Below are 18,102 nucleotides of genomic sequence, written 5' to 3'. Positions count from 1 at the left end.
CTGCCATGGCGTGAATGCGCCGGTCTGATCGCGTCACCCGGAGTGCGTCAGATCAGACCGTGAGCCGCGGCGAGGACTCCCGCCTGGAATCGGCTGTCCGCTTCAAGATAGCGCATGATCTCGGATACCAGGCGGCTCACCGTCCTCAGGGACACCCCGAGTTTCCGGGCGATCCGCTCGTCCGTCAGGCCGTTGGCCAGCAGTCTCATGGTCGTACGGTGCTGCTCGGTCAGCTCGCTGTCGGATTCCAGGGCGGGAGAGGTGTTCGCACTGTAAGGGACCGAGCGCAGCCAGCAGTCCTCGTACATCGCCACGTACGAACGCACCAGAGCGGGCCCCCTGATGACGATCGCGGGGCCCAGGGGTTCATCCGGATTGGCCAGGACCAGGGCGCTGTGTGTGTCGGCCATAAGGAGGTCGAAAGGCACCTGCGGGGCGAGTCTGACTTCCACTCCGGCGGCCGTGAGATCCGACAGGTATTTACGTTGCCTGGGTGCTGAATTAATGCTCTGGCCATAAATTGCGCGTACTTTGACGCCGCGTGCGACGAGTTCGCTGTCGGCGGTGAGGGAACTCGCCAGGACCTCGCTCGACGGCAGCGGGCCGGGGTGCATCCAGCTGGCCGTCTCGGTGATCGTCGCGTCGAAGTCGCGCAGGAACTGCCGCCGCCGGTGGTCCCGGGTCAGCAGTTCGACCTCGATCTCGGCGTTCTCCCGCAGCACCGCGGGGCGGTAGCGCTCCATCAGCGACTCGGCGGCGGAGACCATGGAGGTCAGCTCGTCGCGCTGGCGCCGCAGGGACGCGCGCTGGCGGGCCAGCAGCTCGATGAGGGCGGTGTCCGGCTCGACCGCGTCGACCGTGCCCGAGCCGTCGCTCGGGCGTATGAGGCCCAGCTCCTGCAGCTCCTGCCAGCCCGCCTCGGCCTCGGCCTCGGTCAGCCCGAGCGCCGCCACCGCCTTGTCCGGGGCGACGGAGCCCTGGCTGCGCAGTGTCTGATAAAGGGCGAGCCCGATGTCGGCCGCATTCGGCCCACCGCCCCTCACCGAATTGGCCACGGATTCCCTCTTTCGTCGCCGGGTGCGCCGAAACGTGCAGGTGCCTGCAAGGTGGCAACCGCACCCTATACCGACTCTAGCAATGGATGGCCTCCTTGCCATGGGTGAGATCACGGTTCGGACACCCCGGCGTCGCAGTCGCGCCACGTTTCCTGGTAGGAACGAGTGCCTTCCGGGCGAAAGGATGAGCACGATGCGTCACACGGGGCGGCAGGGGCCGCCGGCGGAGAGCGCGGGGGGACCGCACGGCGGCCCCGCCGGCGCGGGCGGTCCCGGCCACGCGCAGGTCCCGGTCGTGGTCATCGGGGCCGGGAAGGTCGCGCACGCGGCGCACCTGCGCGAGATGCGCGACCTGCCCCGGCTGATCAGGCCGGCCGCCGTCATCGACCCCGACCCGGAGCACCGCGCCGCACTGATGGCGGGATTCGGCCGGGTCGCGGTGTGCACGAGCGCCGAGGAGGCGGTGTGGGCCGGGGCGCGGGCCGCGCTGGTGCTCTCGCCGTGGTGGACGCACCGCGACGCGGTGCTCGGCTGCCTGGAGGCGGGGCTGCCGGTGCTGTGCGAGAAGCCGGTGAGCCTGGACCTCGCGGAGATCGACGAGCTGATCGCCGCCGAGCGCCGCACCGGGGTCCCCGTCACCGCCGGCTACATGAAGCGGCACGATCCGGTCGTGCAGCTCTTCGTCGAGCACTGCCGCGACAACGCCGCGACCGCCCGCCGGATCAGCGTCGACATCCACGACCCCAACGCCCCGCACCTGGTCGACCACCTCGTCCCGTACGCGCCGCCGCCCTACGGTCCGCAGCCGCCCCCCGCGCAGGAGGCGCTCGGCCGGGCGCTCGGCCCCGGCGCGAGCGGCATGCAGCGCGAGGTCTACGCCCGGGGCCTGGGCGGCTCGCTCATCCACCAGGTCAACATCGTGCACGCCGCGCTGGAGGGAACCGGGCGCACGCTGCACGGCTCGCTGGAGCACAGCGTGCAGTGGGCCGGCGGCAGCGCGGTGAGCTGCCGCTGGCGGCCGGACGACGAGCTGCTCGTGGAGGCCGGCCACCTGCGGCTGCCCGGGCACCACCGCTACCGCGAGACGATCGAGTTCACCGGCACCGACACCGTCGCCACCCTCACCCTGCCCTCGCCCTACGCCCGCGACGAGGGCGCGACGCTGCACATCGACACGTGGGAGCCCGACACCGGCGCCTCGACCCGCACCACCCACCGCTCCGGGCCGGCCGTCACCGGCTTCCGCGAGCAGCTGCGCGCCTGGACCCGCAGCATCGCCTGGACGTCCGGCCCCGGCGGCCCGCCCGCGCCGCGCCGCGGGATCTGGCCGCTGCCGGGCCTGCGCGAGGTGCGCGCGGACACCCTCGTGGTCCGGGAGGCCGCGCTGCGGCTCGCCTGACCCGGCCGTCCCCCCGCCGAAGGGGGGAGGGTCACTCCGCCTCGGGCGGGATCGCGGTCGGGTCGGGCACGTGCGGCAGGACGTCGGCGATGTAGGAGGCGACGGCCGCCTCCAAACCGACGTCCTTCCCGGCCTGCTCCGACATGTACCAGCGGTGCTCCAGCAGCTCGTGGTAGATCTGCGCCGGGTCAAGGCTGCGGCGCAGCTCCACCGGGATCAGCCGCACGGCGGGCCGGAAGACCTGCCGCACCCAGCGGTGCGCCAGCACCTCCGGCCGGGCGCCCAGCGGGTCGCCGGGGGCGTAGTCGTCCTGGGTGGTCATCCAGGACTCCAGGTCGTTGAGCAGGCTGCGGGCCTGGTTCTCCTCGGTGTCCATGCCGGTCAGCCGCAGCAGCTGCCGCTGGTGGTGGCCGGCGTCCACGACCTTGGGCACGAAGGTGACGGTGTCGCCCTCCGGGGAGCGCTGGATCTGCATCTCGGCGACGTCGAAGCCGAGGTCGTTGAGGCGGCGGATGCGGCGGTCGATGTAGTGCCGCTTGTCGGCCGGGTAGACGGACTGCCGGGTCAGCTCGTGCCACAGGTCGCCGTAGCGCGAGCAGATGGCCTCGGCGAAGGTCACCGGGTCGACCGCGGGGTGCAGCGAGCCGCCGGCCTCCAGGTCCATCAGCTCGCCGGCGATGTTCACACGCGCCAGGTCGATGTCGTAGTCGCGCTGCCCGGCGGTCAGCTCCGGCTGGATCTGCCCGGTCTCGGCGTCCACCAGGTAGGCGGCGAAGGCGCCCGCGTCGCGCCGGAAGAGGGTGTTGGACAGCGAGCAGTCACCCCACGCGAAGCCCACCAGGTGCAGCCGCACGAGCAGCACCGCGAGCGCGTCCAGCAGGCGGTTGACGGTGCTCGGGCGCATCGTCGTCTCGAACATCGAGCGGTAGGGCAGCGAGCCGTTCAGATGCCGGGTGACGAGCGCGGGCTCCAGCGGCGTGCCGTCGGCGGCCTCCCGCCCGGTGACGACCGCGATCGGGTCGACCCCGGGTATGCCGAGCCGGTCCAGGTCGCGCAGCAGCCCGTACTCGCGGACCGCGGCCCACTCGCTGACCTCCTTGATCGCGACGACCTCGTCCCCGGCCCGCGCGAAGCGCACCACGTGCCGGGAGATGCCGCGCGGCAGCGCGACGAGGGACTTGTCCGACCACTGCTCCAGCGGCAGGTGCCACTCCAGGTCCAGCAGGGCGGAAGGGTGGTCGGCGTCGAAGGCCCTGATGTGCAGCGGCATGGCGGCGGCTCGGCTTCCTCGGGGAGGGGGACGGGGCGGCGCGGCGCCGCAGCTTCGATGGTGCCATGCGCGACACGCGGCCCGGTCGGCGGGAATACGGTCGACAGCGGCCCCGCGGATCGAAGACCATGCCTGCTCATGACCAGAACGGACCTGCCGCCCACCGGTGACGAGCGGACCACCCTCGCCACCTTCCTCGACTACGCCCGCGCCACCGCCATCGAGAAGTGCACGGGCGCGACCGACGAGCACGGCCGCGCGGCCCCGCTGCCCGGCTCCCCGCTCATGACCCTGTCCGGTGTGATCAACCACCTGCGCTGGGTGGAGCACTGGTGGTTCGACGTGATCTTCCTCGGCGAGGAGGACCGCGGCCCGTGGACGGACGAGGATCCCGACCGGGAGTTCACCGTCGACCTCGGCCTCCCGCTCGCGGACGTCCTCGCCGCCTACGCCGCCGACTCCGACCGCCACCGCGCGACCGTCGCCGCCCACTCCCTCGACGACCTCGCCCAGCGCCCCATCCGCGACGGCAGCCATGTCAACCTGCGCTGGGTCCTGATGCACCTCGTCGAGGAGACCGCCCGCCACAACGGCCACCTCGACATCCTCCGCGAACTCGCCGACGGCACCACGGGCCAGTGACCCGCGGGCCCGGCGCCGTGCTACGGTCGGCGGCGCCGTGCACCGGTGACGACCAGGGGAGGTGAGACCGATCAGCGCAACGACAGGTCGGGCCCGCCCTCCCCTCGCGCATGGCTGAGGGAGCGCCCGCGCACGCGCACCGCGCGTGAGGCATCCCGAAAGGCGTGAACGCCATGCGTTTCACTCTCCGTCCCGAGTCGTCGGCCGCCGACGGCGTCCGGATCCGCTCCTTCTCCCTCGGCGACATCCCCGGCGTGCTGTGGACCCCGGACGGGGCGGCGCCGGGCACCCGGCCGCTCGTCCTGCTCGGCCACGGCGGCGGCCGGCACAAGGAGGCGCCCGACGTGGCCGCCCGCGCACGGTGCTTCGTGCGCGAGTGCGGCTTCGCCGCCGCTGCCGTCGACGTGCCCGGTCACGGGGACCGGCCCACCGACCCGGAGCTGGACGCGCTCGCCACCGCGAACGGCGAGCGGATCGCCGCGGGCGCGGATCCGTACCCGCTGATCGCCGGCTTCCAGGCGCTCGTGGCCCGGCGCACCGTGCCGGAGTGGCGCGCGGTGCTCGACGCGCTCCAGGGGCTGCCGGACATCGGGCCCGGCCCGGCCGGCTACTGGGGGGTGTCGCTGGGCTGCGGGCTCGGCCTGCCCTTCGTCGCCGCCGAACCGCGCGTGCGGGCGGCGGTGCTGGGGCTGAGCGGGGCGCGGGCGCTGGCGCGTGAGGCGGAGCGGACCACCGTCCCCGTGCGGTTCCTCCTCGCCTGGGACGACGAGCGGATCCCGCGTGCGGAGGGGCTGGCCCTCTTCGACGCCCTCGGCTCGGCGGACAAGTCCCTGCACGCCCACCCGGGTCCGCACTCCGCGCCCCTCCCGCCGGACGAACCCGCGGAAGCGGCCCGCTTCCTCGCCCGCCACCTGGCCTGAGGAACGGCGGGCGGCGGATCTGCCCGGACGCCACCGCCGGGCCGGTCCGCCGCCCGGCGGCGGCGCGGCCGCCGGCCGAGTCGGACGCCGGCAGCGCGTCCTTCCGGCCGTGCCAAGCGCCGGGCGGCGTCGAGCCGCGCGCCGCCGGGACCGGGACCGTACGCCGTCCCGGACACGGCGGGCTGCACCTGCACGACGAGAACCTCGGCCTGCCCGGGCGACCCGCACCACCGCGTCGTCGTCCCCGGCCCGGAGCAGGACCCGGCGACCGCCGCCGCCCGGGCGCGGCTCAGCGGGGCGGGCGGCTCCCCGGCGTCCGGCCGAAAGCCCGCCGGAAGACGTCGATGAAGGCGCTCGGCGACGACCACCCGCACCGCACGGCGACCGCCGTGACCGGCACGCCCTCGCTGAGCATCACCAGGGCGTGGTAGAGCCGCAGCTGGGTGCGCCACTGCGGGAAGGTCATGCCCAGCTCCTCCCGGAACAGCCTGCTCAGGGTGCGTTCGCCGGCCCCCGCCGCGGCGCCGAAGGCGGCGAGCGAGCGGCTGTCCGCCGGGTCGCGCCGCAGCAGCGCGCAGACGGCGGCCAGCCGCGGGTCGGACGGCATGGGCAGGTGCACGGGCTGCTGCGGCGAGGCGCGCAGCTGGTCCAGCAGCACGGCCCGCATGCGCCGCCGCTCGGCCCCGGTGACCGGGTCGTCCTCGCGGGTGTAGGCGAGGATGAGCTCGCGCAGCAGCGGCCCGACCGTCAGGGCCGCGGGCACGTCGAGGCCGAGCGGGTTGACGGAGGTGGGCAGGCCGATCGTGTGCAGGTCGAGGCGGCCGTGCGCGTGGTGCGAGTGCGCCGTCCCCGCCGGCACCCACAGCGCGCGGTTGCCGGGCGCGATCCACGTCCCGGCGTCCGTGGTGACGGTGAGGACGCCGCGGCCCGCGTAGTGGATCTGGTGCTCGCGGTGCACGTGCGCGTCGATGCCCTGCCCCGCCGCGAGCGGCCGGACCGAGGTGGGCGGGGCGACGGTCGTCTCGGGCTCCGGGAGCGGCTTCGGCACGGCCCGCACCTTACGCGCCCGCCGGGTGCCGGAGCGCTGTCCTCCGCGGCGGCGGGGCGGGACGATGAGGGCATGGGCACTGGGGGGCGCGAGCGGGGCTCGCGGGAGGTCATGACGTTCCCGCAGAGGCTGCGGATGGTCCTGCGCGATCCGCGGATCGTGGCGAAGACCGTGGCACTGACGGGAGTCCTGGCCCTGTCGGGCCGTCTGCTGCTGCCCGACGGCCGGCAGTTGGCGTTCGTCGCCTTCCTGGGCGGCCCGTTGCTGGCGCTGCTGACCGCGCGCGACGTCGCCCGCGTACGCGAGCGGCACGCGAAGGCGCGGCGGTGGGACCGGGGCTCCGCGTAGGGACGGCCGGCGTGGCGGTTTTCCGACACCGTCCGGCATTCTGACGGAAGCGGGAGCCCCGCCCCGCGGGCCACGATCGCGGCATGACCACTTCACCGCCGCTCGGCCCGCCCGCCGGAACTCCCGCCCCCGGCCCCGCAGTCCGCACGCCGCCCGGACCGCCGCCGGACGGGAGGGGGCGGGCGGTCCTGACGCTGTCCGTGGGGCACGCGTGCGTGGACGTCTACCAGGGGGCCGTCTCCGCTCTCGTCCCCTTCTTCGTCGCCGACCGCGGCTACTCCTACGCCGCCGCGTCCGGCGTGGTGCTCGCCGCCTCGCTGCTGTCCTCGCTCGTGCAGCCCGCGTTCGGGGCGCTCACCGACCGGCGCAGCATGCCGTGGCTGCTGCCGCTGAGCACCGCGCTGTGCGGGATCGGGATCGCGCTGTGCGGCGTCGGGAACTCCTACGCGCTGACGCTGCTGTGCGTCGCGGTCGCCGGGGTCGGGATCGCCGCGTACCACCCGGAGTCGGCGCGGGTCGCCCGGATCGCGAGCGGTGGCAGCCACACCCGGATGGGCTGGTTCTCGCTCGGCGGCAACGTCGGCTTCGCACTCGCCCCGCTGCTGGTCACACCCGTGGTCGGGGCCGGGGGACTGGGCGCCACCCCCGTGCTGGTGCTGCCCGCCGTACTGGGCGCGGTGCTCGCACTGCTCGCCGTACGCCGCGGGTCCGCCGCCGCGGAGGCGTCCGGGACACGGAAGGCGGGGGCGGACGGCCGCCCGGACGACCGCCGCTCCTTCGTCCGCCTGACCCTCGCGATCGTGTGCCGGTCGGTCGTCTTCGTCGTCCTTGGCAGCTTCGTCTCCCTCTACGCCCGCCAGCGCACGGGCGGTGGCACGGCCGCGGGCGCCGCGGCCCTCTTCCTCCTCTACCTCGGCGGCGCGGTGGGCACGGTGCTGGGCAGCTCGCTCGCCGCCCGCTGGACGCGGGTGCGGGTGGTGCGCCGGTCGTACGTCGCGAGCGTCGCTGCGGTCGCGGGCGTCGTCCTCGTCCCCGGACCCGCCCTCTACCTCTTCGTCGCCCTCGCCTCCGCGGGCCTGTACATCCCCTTCTCCCTCCAGGTGACGCTGGGCCAGGACTACCTGCCCTCGCGCGTCGGCACCGCGAGCGGCGTCACCCTGGGCCTGGCCGTCAGCGTCGGCGGCGTCCTGAGCCCTGCGGTGGGCGCCCTGGCCGACGCCACGTCCCTGCGCACCGCCCTCCTGCCCCTGATCGCCCTCCCCGCTCTCGGCTGGCTCCTCACCCGCCCCCTCCCGGAACCGGCTCTCCCGGCCGGGCACTAGGGAAGGCCCCCGTACCTCACCAGGCGACGGGGAGCGCCTCGACCCCGTAGACCGTCGAGCCGGTGCGGAAGCGCAGTTCGCTCTCGGGGACGGCGAGGCGGAGGGTGGGGAAGCGGCGCAGCAGCGCGGGCAGCGCGGCCTTCAGCTCCATCCGGGCCAGCTGCTGGCCGAGGCACTGGTGGACGCCGAAGCCGAAGGAGAGCTGGGTGACCGGGCGGCGGCGCAGGTCGAGGTCGTCGGGGTCCCGGGGGACGAGCGCGGGGTCGCGGTTCGCCGTCAGCGCGGAGAGCAGGACGTACTCGCCCTCGGCGACCGGCTGGCCGTTGATCTCGACATCGGCCGTGGCGGTGCGCAGCACGGGCGCGGGGATGGCGAGGTGGCGCAGCAGTTCCTCGACCGCCGTCGCCGTGACGCCGGGGTCGTCGCGGAGGGCGGCGAGCTGGCCGGGGTGCCGGAGCAGGGCCAGCACGCTCAGCGCGAGCTGGGTCGCGGTGGTCTCGTGGCCCCCGGCCAGGAGCGTGATGCCGAAGCCGATGAGCTCCTCGTCGGTCAGCTCGTCGCCGTGCTGCCGCACCACCGTGCCCAGCACCCCGTCGCCGGGGGCGGCCCGGTGCCGGGCGACGACGTCCGCCATGGCGGCGTGCAGCTCCGCCGAGGCGGCGATCACCTGGCCGGCGTCGGCGGTTCCGCTCATGATCACCTGGGAGCAGCGCTGGAACATCGACCGCGTCGCGTACGGGACCTCGAGCAGTTCGCAGATGGCCAGCGACGGGATGGGCAGGGCGAAGGCCTCCACCAGGTCGACGCCCGGCCCCTGCTGCTCCATGGCGTCGAGGTGGTCCTCGATGATCGCCTCCATCGTGGGGAGCAGCCGCTCGACCTGGCGGACGGTGAAGCTGCGGGTGAGCATCCCGCGCAGCCGGGCGTGCTCCGCGCCGCTGTAGGCGAGCAGGAAACCCGGCTGGTTGTAGAGGGTGCGCGGCTGGTCCGGGTCGATGCCGTTGCCCGTGACGAGACGGGGGTGCGCGAAGGCGGCCCGTACGTCGTCGTAGCGGGTGACGACGGCCGCCTCGACCTCACCGAGCACCGGGTGGAGGACCCGGACGCGCGGCAGGCCGTCCTTCTCGCGCATCCGGCGCAGGTCCGGCGACGGGTCGAACGGGCAGGCGCGGTCGCGTTCGGAGGCGACGAAGGCGACCGTGCGGGTTTCGTTCATGGTGCTTGCTCCTCAGCTGGTTCGTCGGTCCCGGGAACCGGTGGGCGGAACGGGCGGTATTCGGCAGGGAGGGAAATCACCCCGCAGGGAGGGAACCGCCCCGCAGGGAGGGAAGCGCCCCGCAGTGAGGGAAGCGCCCCGCGGGGAGGGAAATCGCCCCGCGGAATTGACGATTCCGCCGCTGGTGAAAAGCCGCGCCACGACACCGGCCACCGGCGAATGCACGACGCGAACGCGGCGACCGCCGGGGAATATACGGGCGATGCCCCGGCGCGGTCCGGGCGGCCGGAGCAACACCACACGTTCGGGGGACAGTTGCGGCGGTGGCGGACGGCGGCACCGCACGCGGGCAGGGCCGGGCGCCGCGACGGGCCCGGCATCGGAAAGCACTGTCCCTGCGCCTCCCCTGAACGTGGGCCCGGAGTGTTCCGCGCTTTCGGCGGCGGTCTCGTTCACCGCACAACGGGATCGTTCAACGGCATTCCCGAGGAGTCAAGGGTGCGGCGGCGGGCGGTGCGCGGCCGTATCGGGATCCGCTCGCGGGTGCGAATTCCCGCGCATTCCCTCTCACCCCGCGCCCCCGTCATCCCCGCTCACTCCCGCACCCCTGTCACCCCCGCCCATTTCCGCGCGGCTCTCTGCCGGCTGACCGCTGCGGCGGCCGCCGCTCGCGGACGTGGCCTCGCCCGGTGCGGGGCCCCACGGGCCTTCAGCTCCGGTGGCCGCCGCCCTAGGATGCGAGCACCGCCGCGGCCCGGCCCCGCCGCCGGTGCCGCCGTGCCGTCGTCAGGAGCGCGCCATGACCGCCGCCGGTTCCGTCGCCTGGCCGCCCGCGCCGATACGTACCGCCCGGCTCGTGATGCGCGCCTCCGAGGCGCGCGACCGGCCGGCCTTCGTGGAGCTGTTGGCCTCGCCGGAGGTCGGCACCTACGTCGGCGGCGCCCAGTCCCGCGCGGAGCTGGAGCGCACCATGCCCGAGGTGCCCGGCCGCCGCCCCGGCTTCTTCGTGGCGGAGCTGGACGGCGAGGCGATCGGCATGACGACCCTGGACGTACGCGACCCCGCCCGCCCCGGCCACATCCGCCCCGAGTGCGGGGAGCACGAGCTCGGCTACATGTTCCTGCCCCGCGCCTGGGGCCACGGCTACGCCACCGAGGCCTGCGCGGCCGCCCTCGCCTGGTTCACCGCGGCCCACCCCGGCGAACCCGTCGTCCTCACCGCCCAGACCGCCAACACCCGCTCCCTGCGCGTCGCCGCGAAGCTCGGCTTCACGGAGGCCGGCCGCTTCCCCGAGTTCGGCGCGGAGCAGTGGCTCGGCGTGTGGACCCCGCCCCCGCCGCCCGCCCGAGGGCCCGTGCGAGGATCCCGGGCGTGACCCACCTGCGTTTCCGCCCGGCCGGGCCCTCCGACCTCGCCACCCTCGTGCGCCTTCGGGACGACGCCGCCCGCTGGATGCTCGCCCGCGGCGTCACCGGCCAGTGGCACCCCGGCGAGCTGGACGAGGACCATTTCCGCCGCGTCATGACCCACGGCGAGGTCTGGCTCGCCGAGTCCGCCGGCCGCCCGGCGGGCGCGTGGGAGCTGTGGTGGGAGGACGAGGCCGCGTGGGGCCCGCAGCCCCCGGTCGCCGGGTACGTCCACCGCCTGATGGTCGATCACGGCACGGCCCGCCCCGGCACGGGACGGACGTTGCTGCGGGCCGCGGAGCACCGCGTGGCCGAGACGGGCCGCCCCCTGGTCCGTCTCGACTGCCTGGCGTCCAACGCCCGCCTCACCGCCTTCTACACGGCCGAGGGCTACCGGGTCGTGGGCCGGAAGGAGGGCAAACCCCAGCCGGGGGCCGGGCCCAAGGTGTTCACGCTCCTGGAGAAGAAGGGGCCCGGCGGCCGGCCCTGAGCTACCCCGTGCCGGGGGAGGGCGGTGGCGGCGTCGGTCCCGGCGAGGGCGGTTTCGGCCCCGGGGGCGGCGCGGACGGCGCCGCGGCGGGCGGCGTTCGCGGGGTGGCGCCGAGCATGTGGACGTAGCGGCCCGCCTGTTCCGGCGGGAGATCGGCCAGGATGGCCTTGACGTCCTTCTCGGCCCGCTCCCGGGACGCGTTGGCGGCCAGGTTGCCCGCGAGGCCCTGCTCGTTGCCGATCTTCAGGCCGAGGTAGGCCGAGACGATGGCGACGACCGGGCTCGCGATGGCGCCGATGACGCCGGGCAGTTGGTCGGGGTTGTGCCGCAGCAGTGCCAGGGACACGGAGCACAGGGCGCCCAGGACCGCGAACGCGGCCAGGACCACCCAGACCGAGTGGCCGCGCTGCACTCCGTTGCACGGCGGGGAGTCGGGGGACGGTGTCGGGGCCGGTGTGGGTGTGGGTGTCGGGACCGGTGTCTGTGCGGGTGTCGGGTCGGCCATGGTGGCGCCTCCTGCCGCTCCTGTGCGTTCCGCCGGCGGGCGCTAGGCGCCGGTGGTCTGCGGCCAGCTGATGTGCTCGTACGCGCGGGCGAGTTGGGTGTCGTCGGTGTGTGCGCAGGCTGTCTGCCACAGCGTGTTGAGCGTCACCTCGGGCTGGTTGCCGTCCTGGGCGAGCCGCAGCAGGACGCGGTTGCGCAGGGCGGTGCCGTCCGGCCGCGCGGCGAGCTGCTGTTCGGCGGCCTGGACGCCCTCCCCCCAGTTCTGCCGGTCCAGGGCGTCCTGGTCGGGCCCCTGGAGGCTGCCGCTGAAGGCGGGCTCGGGCGGGCGGCCCATGTCGAGGGCGGAGTAGAGGACGGTGTAGCACCAGCCGCGCATGTAGCAGCCGCGCTCCTCGGTCTCCAGGGCCTTGATGCCGGCGAGCAGCGCCAGGAACCACTGCTTCACCCACTCGGTGGGGTCCACTTCGCCGCCTATCGTGTCGGCGAAGGTCTTGGCGAGACCGACCGCCTCCTCGATGTTGTCGATCGGCTCGTCGCCGTGGATGAGCCGCAGGAGGCGGTCCGGGGTCTGGTCCGGCGGAGTGGGCAGACCGCCGCCTCCGGACGGCGGGGCGCCGGTCACGGGGTCCAGCGCGACGCCGTTGACGTCGTTGAGGGTCCTGGTGCCGTCCGGGTAGACGTTCAGGACCGCGCCGTCGCCGAAGGTGATCATCGCCGAGCCGTCGGCGTAGTCGACCCTGGACGTTCCGTCCGGCCAGGTGGTCGTGGTGGAGCCGTCGTCGTTGGCGGTCTGGGTGGAGCCGTTGTCGGCGGTGGGCGCGGGCAGTGCGGCGAGCTGGTCTGCCGAGGGCATGGTCGCCTCCCGAGAGCGGGGTGGTCGGCGCGGAACGGGGCCGGTTCAGGGCTGAGGCGCGGCGGCGGCGGGCTGCGGCTCGCAGGGCGGCAGCGCCGGCTGGCTCTCCAGCAGCCAGCCGATCGTCTGGATCAGCGGATGGGTCAGCTTTCCGTCGGTGATGCCCCCGGAGACCTTGAACGGCCCGAAGCCGACGGCCCTGCTGGCCGACTCGATGTCCAACGGGTCCCAGGAGCCGGTGATGACGAGGTTGCGGACGACGACCATGCCCGTCGTGACGAAGGGCATGTTCCCGGGGGCCGCCTCCATGGTGAGCGCGCCCTCCGCGAGTCCGGGCACGTACCAGTTGCCGCCGTTGACGAAGGCGTCGAACCACCAGGGACGGCGGACGGTCACGACGCAGTAGTCGAAGGAGATGGTGACGGCGTTCGTCGCCAGCGGACGTGTGTCGACCTGGTCCGCGGTCATGTCGCTGACCAGCAGCCGGTCCCGCACGTCGAGGTTGTCGAGGAGGGACGGGGACAGGACGAGGGTCGAGGAGGCGTCGGCGGCCGGCTGCTGCTCCGGCTCGGCGGCGAGCGGCAGCGGGCGCGGGTCCGCGCGGAGCTGCCCCAGCCAGTCGTGCAGCGCCGTGTCGGAGGCGTCGGGCGCCGCGGGTACCTCCGCCGGTACGGGGATGACCGGGTCCGTCGCGGTGATCTTCCACAGGTCGGAGTCCGGGGCGCCCGGGGGCGCGGCGGCGGCGTCGTCCGACACCTCGAAACTCTCGTTGGACCAGATGTCGTCCCGGCTCCGGTCGTACCAGCCCTCGGGCGTGGCGATGGCCGGTTTGTAGGCGAGCATCATGCCGGACAGGGATTCGAGGGTGGCGGCGTTCCACACCCGCAGGGCCTCGGCCTTCGCGGCGTTGAACGCGTCGGTGAGCACCGTCCTGCTCATCGGGTCCGCGCCGTCGGGGACGTAGGGGACCGACGGCGACAGCAGACGGTAGAAGTAGGTCTGGTCCGTCGAGTTCTGCGTCAGCAGTACGTTGAACCCGTCGTCGCACACCAGCGGGATCCGGTTGGCCAGATCGGAGAACTTCTCGACGGCGAGCGCCGGTACGCACCCGGCCGCCGGGTTCCGCGGGTCGACGAAGTCCTGGTCCGAGATCACCGAACCGCGCTTGTCGAAGCGGAAGATGGTCTGGGCGCCCTCGGCCATGCCGAACTTCTCCTGGAAGTAGGTGTTCAGCCGGTCGAAGATCACGTCGGTGGAGAGCGTCATCGCGACTCCTTCCGGCAGCGCCCCGGACGGGGCGGCCGCCGTCAGCCCTTGAGGTAGTCCTTGGAGTTCACCGAAGGGCTCGCCGGGTTGATCGCCGACACGTACCCGAGCAGCTGTACGCCGTGCAGCTGGAGCTGCTCGGCGGAGGCGTCCGCGGTGAAGTCCTGCTGGGCGTCGCGCGCGGAGTAGTGGCCGTTGACGCAGAAGGGTCCCCAGCCCACCGAGCCGCCGCCGGTGGTGAGTTCGTCGTGGGAGCGCCAGTCGCTCATGAAGTTCTCGCCGCGCAGCGTGACGTCCTTGACCAGGATCAGGCTCGTCACCAGCGACGGGAAGAAGCCGGGTTCGAAGCCGCCCTGCGGGAGTTCCTGGCCCATGGTTCCGTCGGAGATGCAGTTCTGCGGGTAGTCCCCCATGAGGAACCAGTTCTTGAGGTTGAGCAGGGTGGTGTCGAGCCACGGGCGCTTGATGTCGACGGCGCAGTAGCTGAAGGAGACCTCAAGGTCGTCGGTCGCGAGCTGGAGCGAGCTGCGGTTCTCGGAGTGGTCGAAGCCACCGCTCGCGGACCACAGGCCGATGTTGAAGCCGCCTCCGCCCCCGTAGGACGTCGAGGAGGTGGAGTAGTGCGACTCGCTGTGGTAGTCGGAGCTGGTGTAGGTGAACCAGCCGTCGTCGTTGTCCGCGTTGTACCAACTGCTCGGCAGCATCAGCGTGTACGGGATCTCGCCGACGCCCTGGAACTCGTTGAGGCTGTTCTTGAAGCGCTTCTTGGCCCGGCTGATGAGGGCGATCGCCGGGTCGCTGCCCTGCGCCGCCAGCGTGTTGATCGCGTTCTCGATCTCCCCCTTGAACCCGAAGCTGACCCAGCGGTCCATGGCCTCGTTGGCGTCGTCCTCGTAAGCGACACCCTGGATGGGCCAGCTCTGGAACTTCATCGGATCCGTCATGGCGTTGCTGTACGCGCGGTGCCACGCGTTGACCTTGTCCTTGTACTGGTCCTCGTACTGGAGATAGGCCTGGTAGTGCGGGGTGGGATTCCCCTTCTCGTCCATCAGTGCCGCGGTGGCGGCGGCGTACCCGGCTTTGAGCTCGTCGCTGAGTTCGACCTTCTTCGGAATTCCGTTGGCCCCGGTGATGATGGCGTACCAGCTGTCACTGACCTTGCTCGATCCCGGCATGACCGAATAGCTGTTGTTCATGCGCAGCTTGTCGTCGGTGAGCAGGAAGGTGTTGAGGTAGCTCTGCATCGAGTCGCCGATGTTGGCGGCGAAGATGCGGTCCTGGGTGAGTTGCGAACTCGCCGTCTTCGGGGCGCTTCCCGGATCCGTTGGCGGCGTCTCCGGGACGTCCGCCTCCAGGTTGGCCCCCAGCGGTGACCAGGGGTTGTCGAAGTCCGGTGCGTGGATGGGAAGACCGACGTCGCGGAAGGCGACGAAGTACCCGTCCTGCATGTGGTTGGTCTTCGGGTCTATGCCCACGACCTTGGCTTCGAGGTCTTTGAGGACCTTGTACACGTCCGGTGCCGGCATGGCGACTCCTCGGTGCGGAGCGGCGAAAGGAAGGCCGCTCGGGGGGTGGGTTGTTTTCCGCAGAACCCGGCGCTGCCGAATCGCCCGGCGCAGAAGTTGCCGGGAACGGGGGGAGTGCCGCTATCATCCCTGGCGCCAAGGCTCCTGACGCTGCTTTTGCGGCTGCTCATCACGTGAGCTTTCTTCAAAGCTAATCCCGCGCCACATGGTGTGCAACCGGGCCTCTCCGGGAGGCGTGACCGCGCAATTTCCAGTGGTGGCGCCGTTTTGTCACCCCTTCAATTAGGGAATGGTTCGGTACGGTGGGAAAGAGGTGAACGCCGACGAGTGGAGGTGGTGGGCCTTCGGACACGTGAGAACACCACACCGCCCGCGGCGGGGGTACGGCCGGACCTGCCGGAGACACGTGGGGCGCCCCCAGTTCGGGGCTGGGCGCGTCCTCGCCGGGAACCCCCTGTCCGCGAGGACCTTCCGGCATCCGGCGTGCGGTGAGCGCGTCGGGCCCGACTCTCCGGTCACCGCCCGCCGGTCGGCACCCGGGCTCACCCGGCGGTGGCCCCGGTGCGCCCGCGCGGCTCCGCCGCCGAGCACACCCGCCCCGTCCGGCCACCCCTGAGTGGCCGTCGGGGTGGTCGACGCGGTGCCGGTGGAAGACGTCGGGGTCCATGCCGAGGTGGTGCAGGCTGTTGGCGGCGACCTTGCGGATGCCGTCGGGCCGGCTGTTGCGGGTGAACGGCGAGCGGGGCGGGACCGCCCGAGCGGCACGGGCGGTTGCCTCAGTGCGTTGCGGCGGTCAGTCCGGCGCGGTGGATCCGGGTGTGCTCGGCGACGCGCCGGCCGAGGTGCCGGGCGGTGTTCAGGTCCGCCTCGTGGACCTCGGGTGTGTCGTTGAAACTCTGGGCGCCGGCCCCCAGGTAGAAGCCGAGGCGGTTGTCGTCCTGGGGGCCTGAGGTGGTGGTGTTCCAGCCCGGCAGGAGGTTCAGGCTCACCCAGAGCATTCCGTGCTGGGCCGCCAGGAGTGAGAGGTACTGCAGGGTGTGCAGCTTGTCGCCGCTCATGGAGCCGGAGTTGGTGAACCCTGCCGCGAGCTTGTCGCTCCAGGCGCGCGTCATCCACCGCTTGCTGGTGGCCTCGGCGAAGGCGTGGAACGCCCCGGACGCGGTGCCCATGTAGGTGGGGGTGCCGAAGATGATGGCGTCCGAGGCGTCCATCAGTTCCCAGTCGGCGTCGCTGAGGGAGGCGACGTCCACGCGGTGGACCCGCGTCCCGGCGACGGAGCGTGCGCCGTCCACGACGGCCGTGGCGAGCTGCGTGGTGTGGCCGTAGCCGGAATGCGACGCGATGACGATCGAGATGTCGGACACGGGGTGTTCCTCTCCTGCCGCGACGGCGGCGTGTGCGGTGGCGGCGGCGGACACAACGGGCTGCCTGCCGCGGCGGTCGGCGGACTGCTCCACAAGCGAGGGCCGACAGCCACGATCGGGGCGCGGCACGCGCCGGCCCCGCGGGTCCGCGAGGCCCGTGACCAGTCTGTATCGCCGTTCCGGTGAAAACAGTAACACCGATAGAGCGCCGATATGCGCAATCGGATAGCGTTGTTCCATGGATGAGGGACGACGCGCCGCGCGGCGCCAGGTACTCCAGGTGGCGGCCGGGCTTCTGGAGGAGGGTGGCCGCGACGCGGTCTCCACGCGCGCGGTCGCCGCGGCCGCGGGCATCACGGCCCCCGCGCTCTACCGGATGTTCGACGACAAGGACGGGCTCCTGGCGGAGCTGGCCGCCTACGGGTTCGAGATCTACCTGACCGAGAAGCGGGAGGCACTGGCGCTGACCCCCGACGACCCGCTGGCCGATCTCTACCGCGGCTGGGACCTGCACGTCGACTTCGGGCTGCGGCACCCCGCGTTCTACGTGCTCATGTACGGCACTGCGCAGCCCGGGCGGCGGCCCCCCGCCGCGGACGAGGCGCACGCCCTGCTGGTGGGACTGCTGCGCCGCGCGGCCGATGCCGGGCGTCTCCGGGTTCCTGTCGAACAGGCGACCCGCGTCATCCACGCGGCGACGACGGGTGCCACGCTGGCCCTGATCGGCGAAGATCCCACACGGCGGGACCTGACCAGTTCGGCGCGGCTGCGGGACACCGTCATCGCCTCCGTCACCACCGGCGAACCCGTCTCGTCCGGGTCGGACCTGGCCTCGCGCGCACTCGCCCTCGACGCGGCGCTGGAGGCCGCTGTCGCTGCCGGACCCCCCGCCGCGGACGCCGGAATCCCCCTGGGAGCCACGGAGACGGCTCTGCTGCGCGAATGGCTGCAGCGTCTGGCAGGCTGAGGCGCCGCGTACGCACCGTGGGGCCGGGTGGTGCCCGACACATCATCTGAGCGGGCCGGGGCGCCCGGAACTGACGGAGGGTCATGGGGATCGAGCTCGAACTCCACTCGGGCCGGCCGGCGAAAAAGGGATCGTCCCGAGCCACCCTGGTCCGGGGGTCCTACCACCACGGTGAAGCGCTGGCCCGGGCGCTGGACGGGCTTGACCGCCACGGCTCGGGCAGCCTCGGACGCGTCGACCCGTACGGCGACACGCTGTTCAACGACCAGGAGGCCCGGGCCGCCGGAACGAGGCCGCCGCCCTGGCGGAGGGGTGTGAGGACGAGCGGCAGAGGGCGGCTCTCCTCGACCTCGCCGGGCTTCTCCAGGCCTGTGCGGCGATGCCGGGCAGCTATGTGTGGTTCATGGGCGACTAGGGCGTGTCCGCAAAGTCCCGCCTGGCAGACGGCGCCTGGCACGCACGCTCGCTACGTTGTCGGGCTCGTCCGAGTAGGCCCACTACGAGGA

The 18,102-nt window shown here is 73.1% G+C and carries 17 protein-coding genes; 8 read left to right on the top strand and 9 right to left on the bottom strand.

The features are described 5' to 3' along the window. Positions 1 to 47 precede the first annotated feature (47 nt). Positions 48 to 1,055, bottom strand: a complete 1,008-nt coding sequence (locus ACH4SE_RS26675; protein WP_398546019.1) for a LuxR C-terminal-related transcriptional regulator — start codon at positions 1,053 to 1,055, stop codon at positions 48 to 50. Between the two features lie 193 nt (positions 1,056 to 1,248). On the opposite strand from ACH4SE_RS26675, the gene ACH4SE_RS26670 reads away from it, so the two are divergent. Further along, the gene (locus ACH4SE_RS26670) at positions 1,249 to 2,454 is read left to right on the top strand and encodes a Gfo/Idh/MocA family protein (protein ID WP_398546018.1); all 1,206 of its coding nucleotides are present in this window, start codon (positions 1,249 to 1,251) and stop codon (positions 2,452 to 2,454) included. A 31-nt stretch (positions 2,455 to 2,485) separates the two neighbouring features. Here ACH4SE_RS26670 and ACH4SE_RS26665 read toward each other — a convergent pair whose 3' ends face one another. Next, positions 2,486 to 3,724: a DUF4032 domain-containing protein gene (locus ACH4SE_RS26665; RefSeq protein WP_398546017.1), complete on the bottom strand. Its 1,239-nt coding sequence runs from the start codon at positions 3,722 to 3,724 to the stop codon at positions 2,486 to 2,488. 138 nt (positions 3,725 to 3,862) lie between these two features. Here ACH4SE_RS26665 and ACH4SE_RS26660 point away from each other — a divergent pair, with 138 nt between their 5' ends. Both ACH4SE_RS26660 and ACH4SE_RS26655 read left to right on the top strand, forming a co-directional pair. Beyond that, entirely contained in the window at positions 3,863 to 4,366 is a 504-nt protein-coding gene (locus tag ACH4SE_RS26660; protein WP_398546016.1) for a DinB family protein, read from the top strand. Positions 4,367 to 4,539: 173 nt separating this feature from the next. Continuing rightward, positions 4,540 to 5,286 carry a dienelactone hydrolase family protein gene (locus ACH4SE_RS26655; protein ID WP_398546015.1) on the top strand — a complete coding sequence of 249 codons (747 nt, stop codon included), beginning with the start codon at positions 4,540 to 4,542 and terminating at the stop codon, positions 5,284 to 5,286. Positions 5,287 to 5,575: 289 nt separating this feature from the next. On the opposite strand, the gene ACH4SE_RS26650 is transcribed toward ACH4SE_RS26655, so the two are convergent. Continuing rightward, on the bottom strand, positions 5,576 to 6,334 hold the full coding sequence (locus ACH4SE_RS26650) for an AraC family transcriptional regulator (RefSeq protein WP_398546014.1): 759 nt from the start codon (positions 6,332 to 6,334) through the stop codon (positions 5,576 to 5,578). Positions 6,335 to 6,406: 72 nt separating this feature from the next. Here ACH4SE_RS26650 and ACH4SE_RS26645 point away from each other — a divergent pair, with 72 nt between their 5' ends. Both ACH4SE_RS26645 and ACH4SE_RS26640 read left to right on the top strand, forming a co-directional pair. Further along, the gene (locus ACH4SE_RS26645) at positions 6,407 to 6,682 is read left to right on the top strand and encodes a hypothetical protein (RefSeq protein WP_398546013.1); all 276 of its coding nucleotides are present in this window, start codon (positions 6,407 to 6,409) and stop codon (positions 6,680 to 6,682) included. Between the two features lie 83 nt (positions 6,683 to 6,765). Then, the gene (locus tag ACH4SE_RS26640; protein ID WP_398546012.1) at positions 6,766 to 8,004 is read left to right on the top strand and encodes an MFS transporter; all 1,239 of its coding nucleotides are present in this window, start codon (positions 6,766 to 6,768) and stop codon (positions 8,002 to 8,004) included. 16 nt (positions 8,005 to 8,020) lie between these two features. On the opposite strand, the gene ACH4SE_RS26635 is transcribed toward ACH4SE_RS26640, so the two are convergent. Beyond that, positions 8,021 to 9,220 (bottom strand): cytochrome P450, encoded by a 1,200-nt coding sequence (locus ACH4SE_RS26635; RefSeq protein WP_398546011.1) that lies wholly within the window; start codon positions 9,218 to 9,220, stop codon positions 8,021 to 8,023. Between the two features lie 799 nt (positions 9,221 to 10,019). On the opposite strand from ACH4SE_RS26635, the gene ACH4SE_RS26630 reads away from it, so the two are divergent. Together ACH4SE_RS26630 and ACH4SE_RS26625 are read left to right on the top strand one after the other, a co-directional pair. Then, a complete protein-coding gene (locus tag ACH4SE_RS26630; protein WP_398546010.1) occupies positions 10,020 to 10,595 on the top strand; it encodes a GNAT family N-acetyltransferase in 576 nt (191 codons plus the stop codon). Beyond that, positions 10,592 to 11,116: a GNAT family N-acetyltransferase gene (locus tag ACH4SE_RS26625; protein ID WP_398546009.1), complete on the top strand. Its 525-nt coding sequence runs from the start codon at positions 10,592 to 10,594 to the stop codon at positions 11,114 to 11,116. The genes ACH4SE_RS26630 and ACH4SE_RS26625 overlap by 4 nt, the downstream gene beginning before the upstream one ends. A gap of 1 nt (position 11,117) precedes the next feature. On the opposite strand, the gene ACH4SE_RS26620 is transcribed toward ACH4SE_RS26625, so the two are convergent. From ACH4SE_RS26620 to ACH4SE_RS26600, 5 genes are all read right to left on the bottom strand, one after another. After that, entirely contained in the window at positions 11,118 to 11,621 is a 504-nt protein-coding gene (locus tag ACH4SE_RS26620) for a hypothetical protein (protein WP_398546008.1), read from the bottom strand. Between the two features lie 42 nt (positions 11,622 to 11,663). Beyond that, positions 11,664 to 12,473 carry a hypothetical protein gene (locus tag ACH4SE_RS26615; protein ID WP_398546007.1) on the bottom strand — a complete coding sequence of 270 codons (810 nt, stop codon included), beginning with the start codon at positions 12,471 to 12,473 and terminating at the stop codon, positions 11,664 to 11,666. Between the two features lie 45 nt (positions 12,474 to 12,518). After that, positions 12,519 to 13,739, bottom strand: a complete 1,221-nt coding sequence (locus ACH4SE_RS26610; RefSeq protein ID WP_398546006.1) for a hypothetical protein — start codon at positions 13,737 to 13,739, stop codon at positions 12,519 to 12,521. 41 nt (positions 13,740 to 13,780) lie between these two features. Then, positions 13,781 to 15,265, bottom strand: a complete 1,485-nt coding sequence (locus tag ACH4SE_RS26605; protein ID WP_398546005.1) for a hypothetical protein — start codon at positions 15,263 to 15,265, stop codon at positions 13,781 to 13,783. 776 nt (positions 15,266 to 16,041) lie between these two features. Then, positions 16,042 to 16,629, bottom strand: coding sequence for a flavodoxin family protein (locus ACH4SE_RS26600; protein WP_398546004.1), 588 nt, complete (start codon positions 16,627 to 16,629; stop codon positions 16,042 to 16,044). 238 nt (positions 16,630 to 16,867) lie between these two features. Here ACH4SE_RS26600 and ACH4SE_RS26595 point away from each other — a divergent pair, with 238 nt between their 5' ends. Continuing rightward, positions 16,868 to 17,596 (top strand): TetR/AcrR family transcriptional regulator, encoded by a 729-nt coding sequence (locus tag ACH4SE_RS26595; RefSeq protein WP_398546003.1) that lies wholly within the window; start codon positions 16,868 to 16,870, stop codon positions 17,594 to 17,596. The last annotated feature ends 506 nt before the right edge of the window (positions 17,597 to 18,102 follow it).

The organism is Streptomyces sp. NPDC020983, assembly GCF_044333485.1.
GTDB lineage: Bacteria > Actinomycetota > Actinomycetes > Streptomycetales > Streptomycetaceae > Actinacidiphila.
Note: the sequence above shows the minus strand (reverse complement) of the source record. Positions and strands in the feature narration are given on the sequence as shown.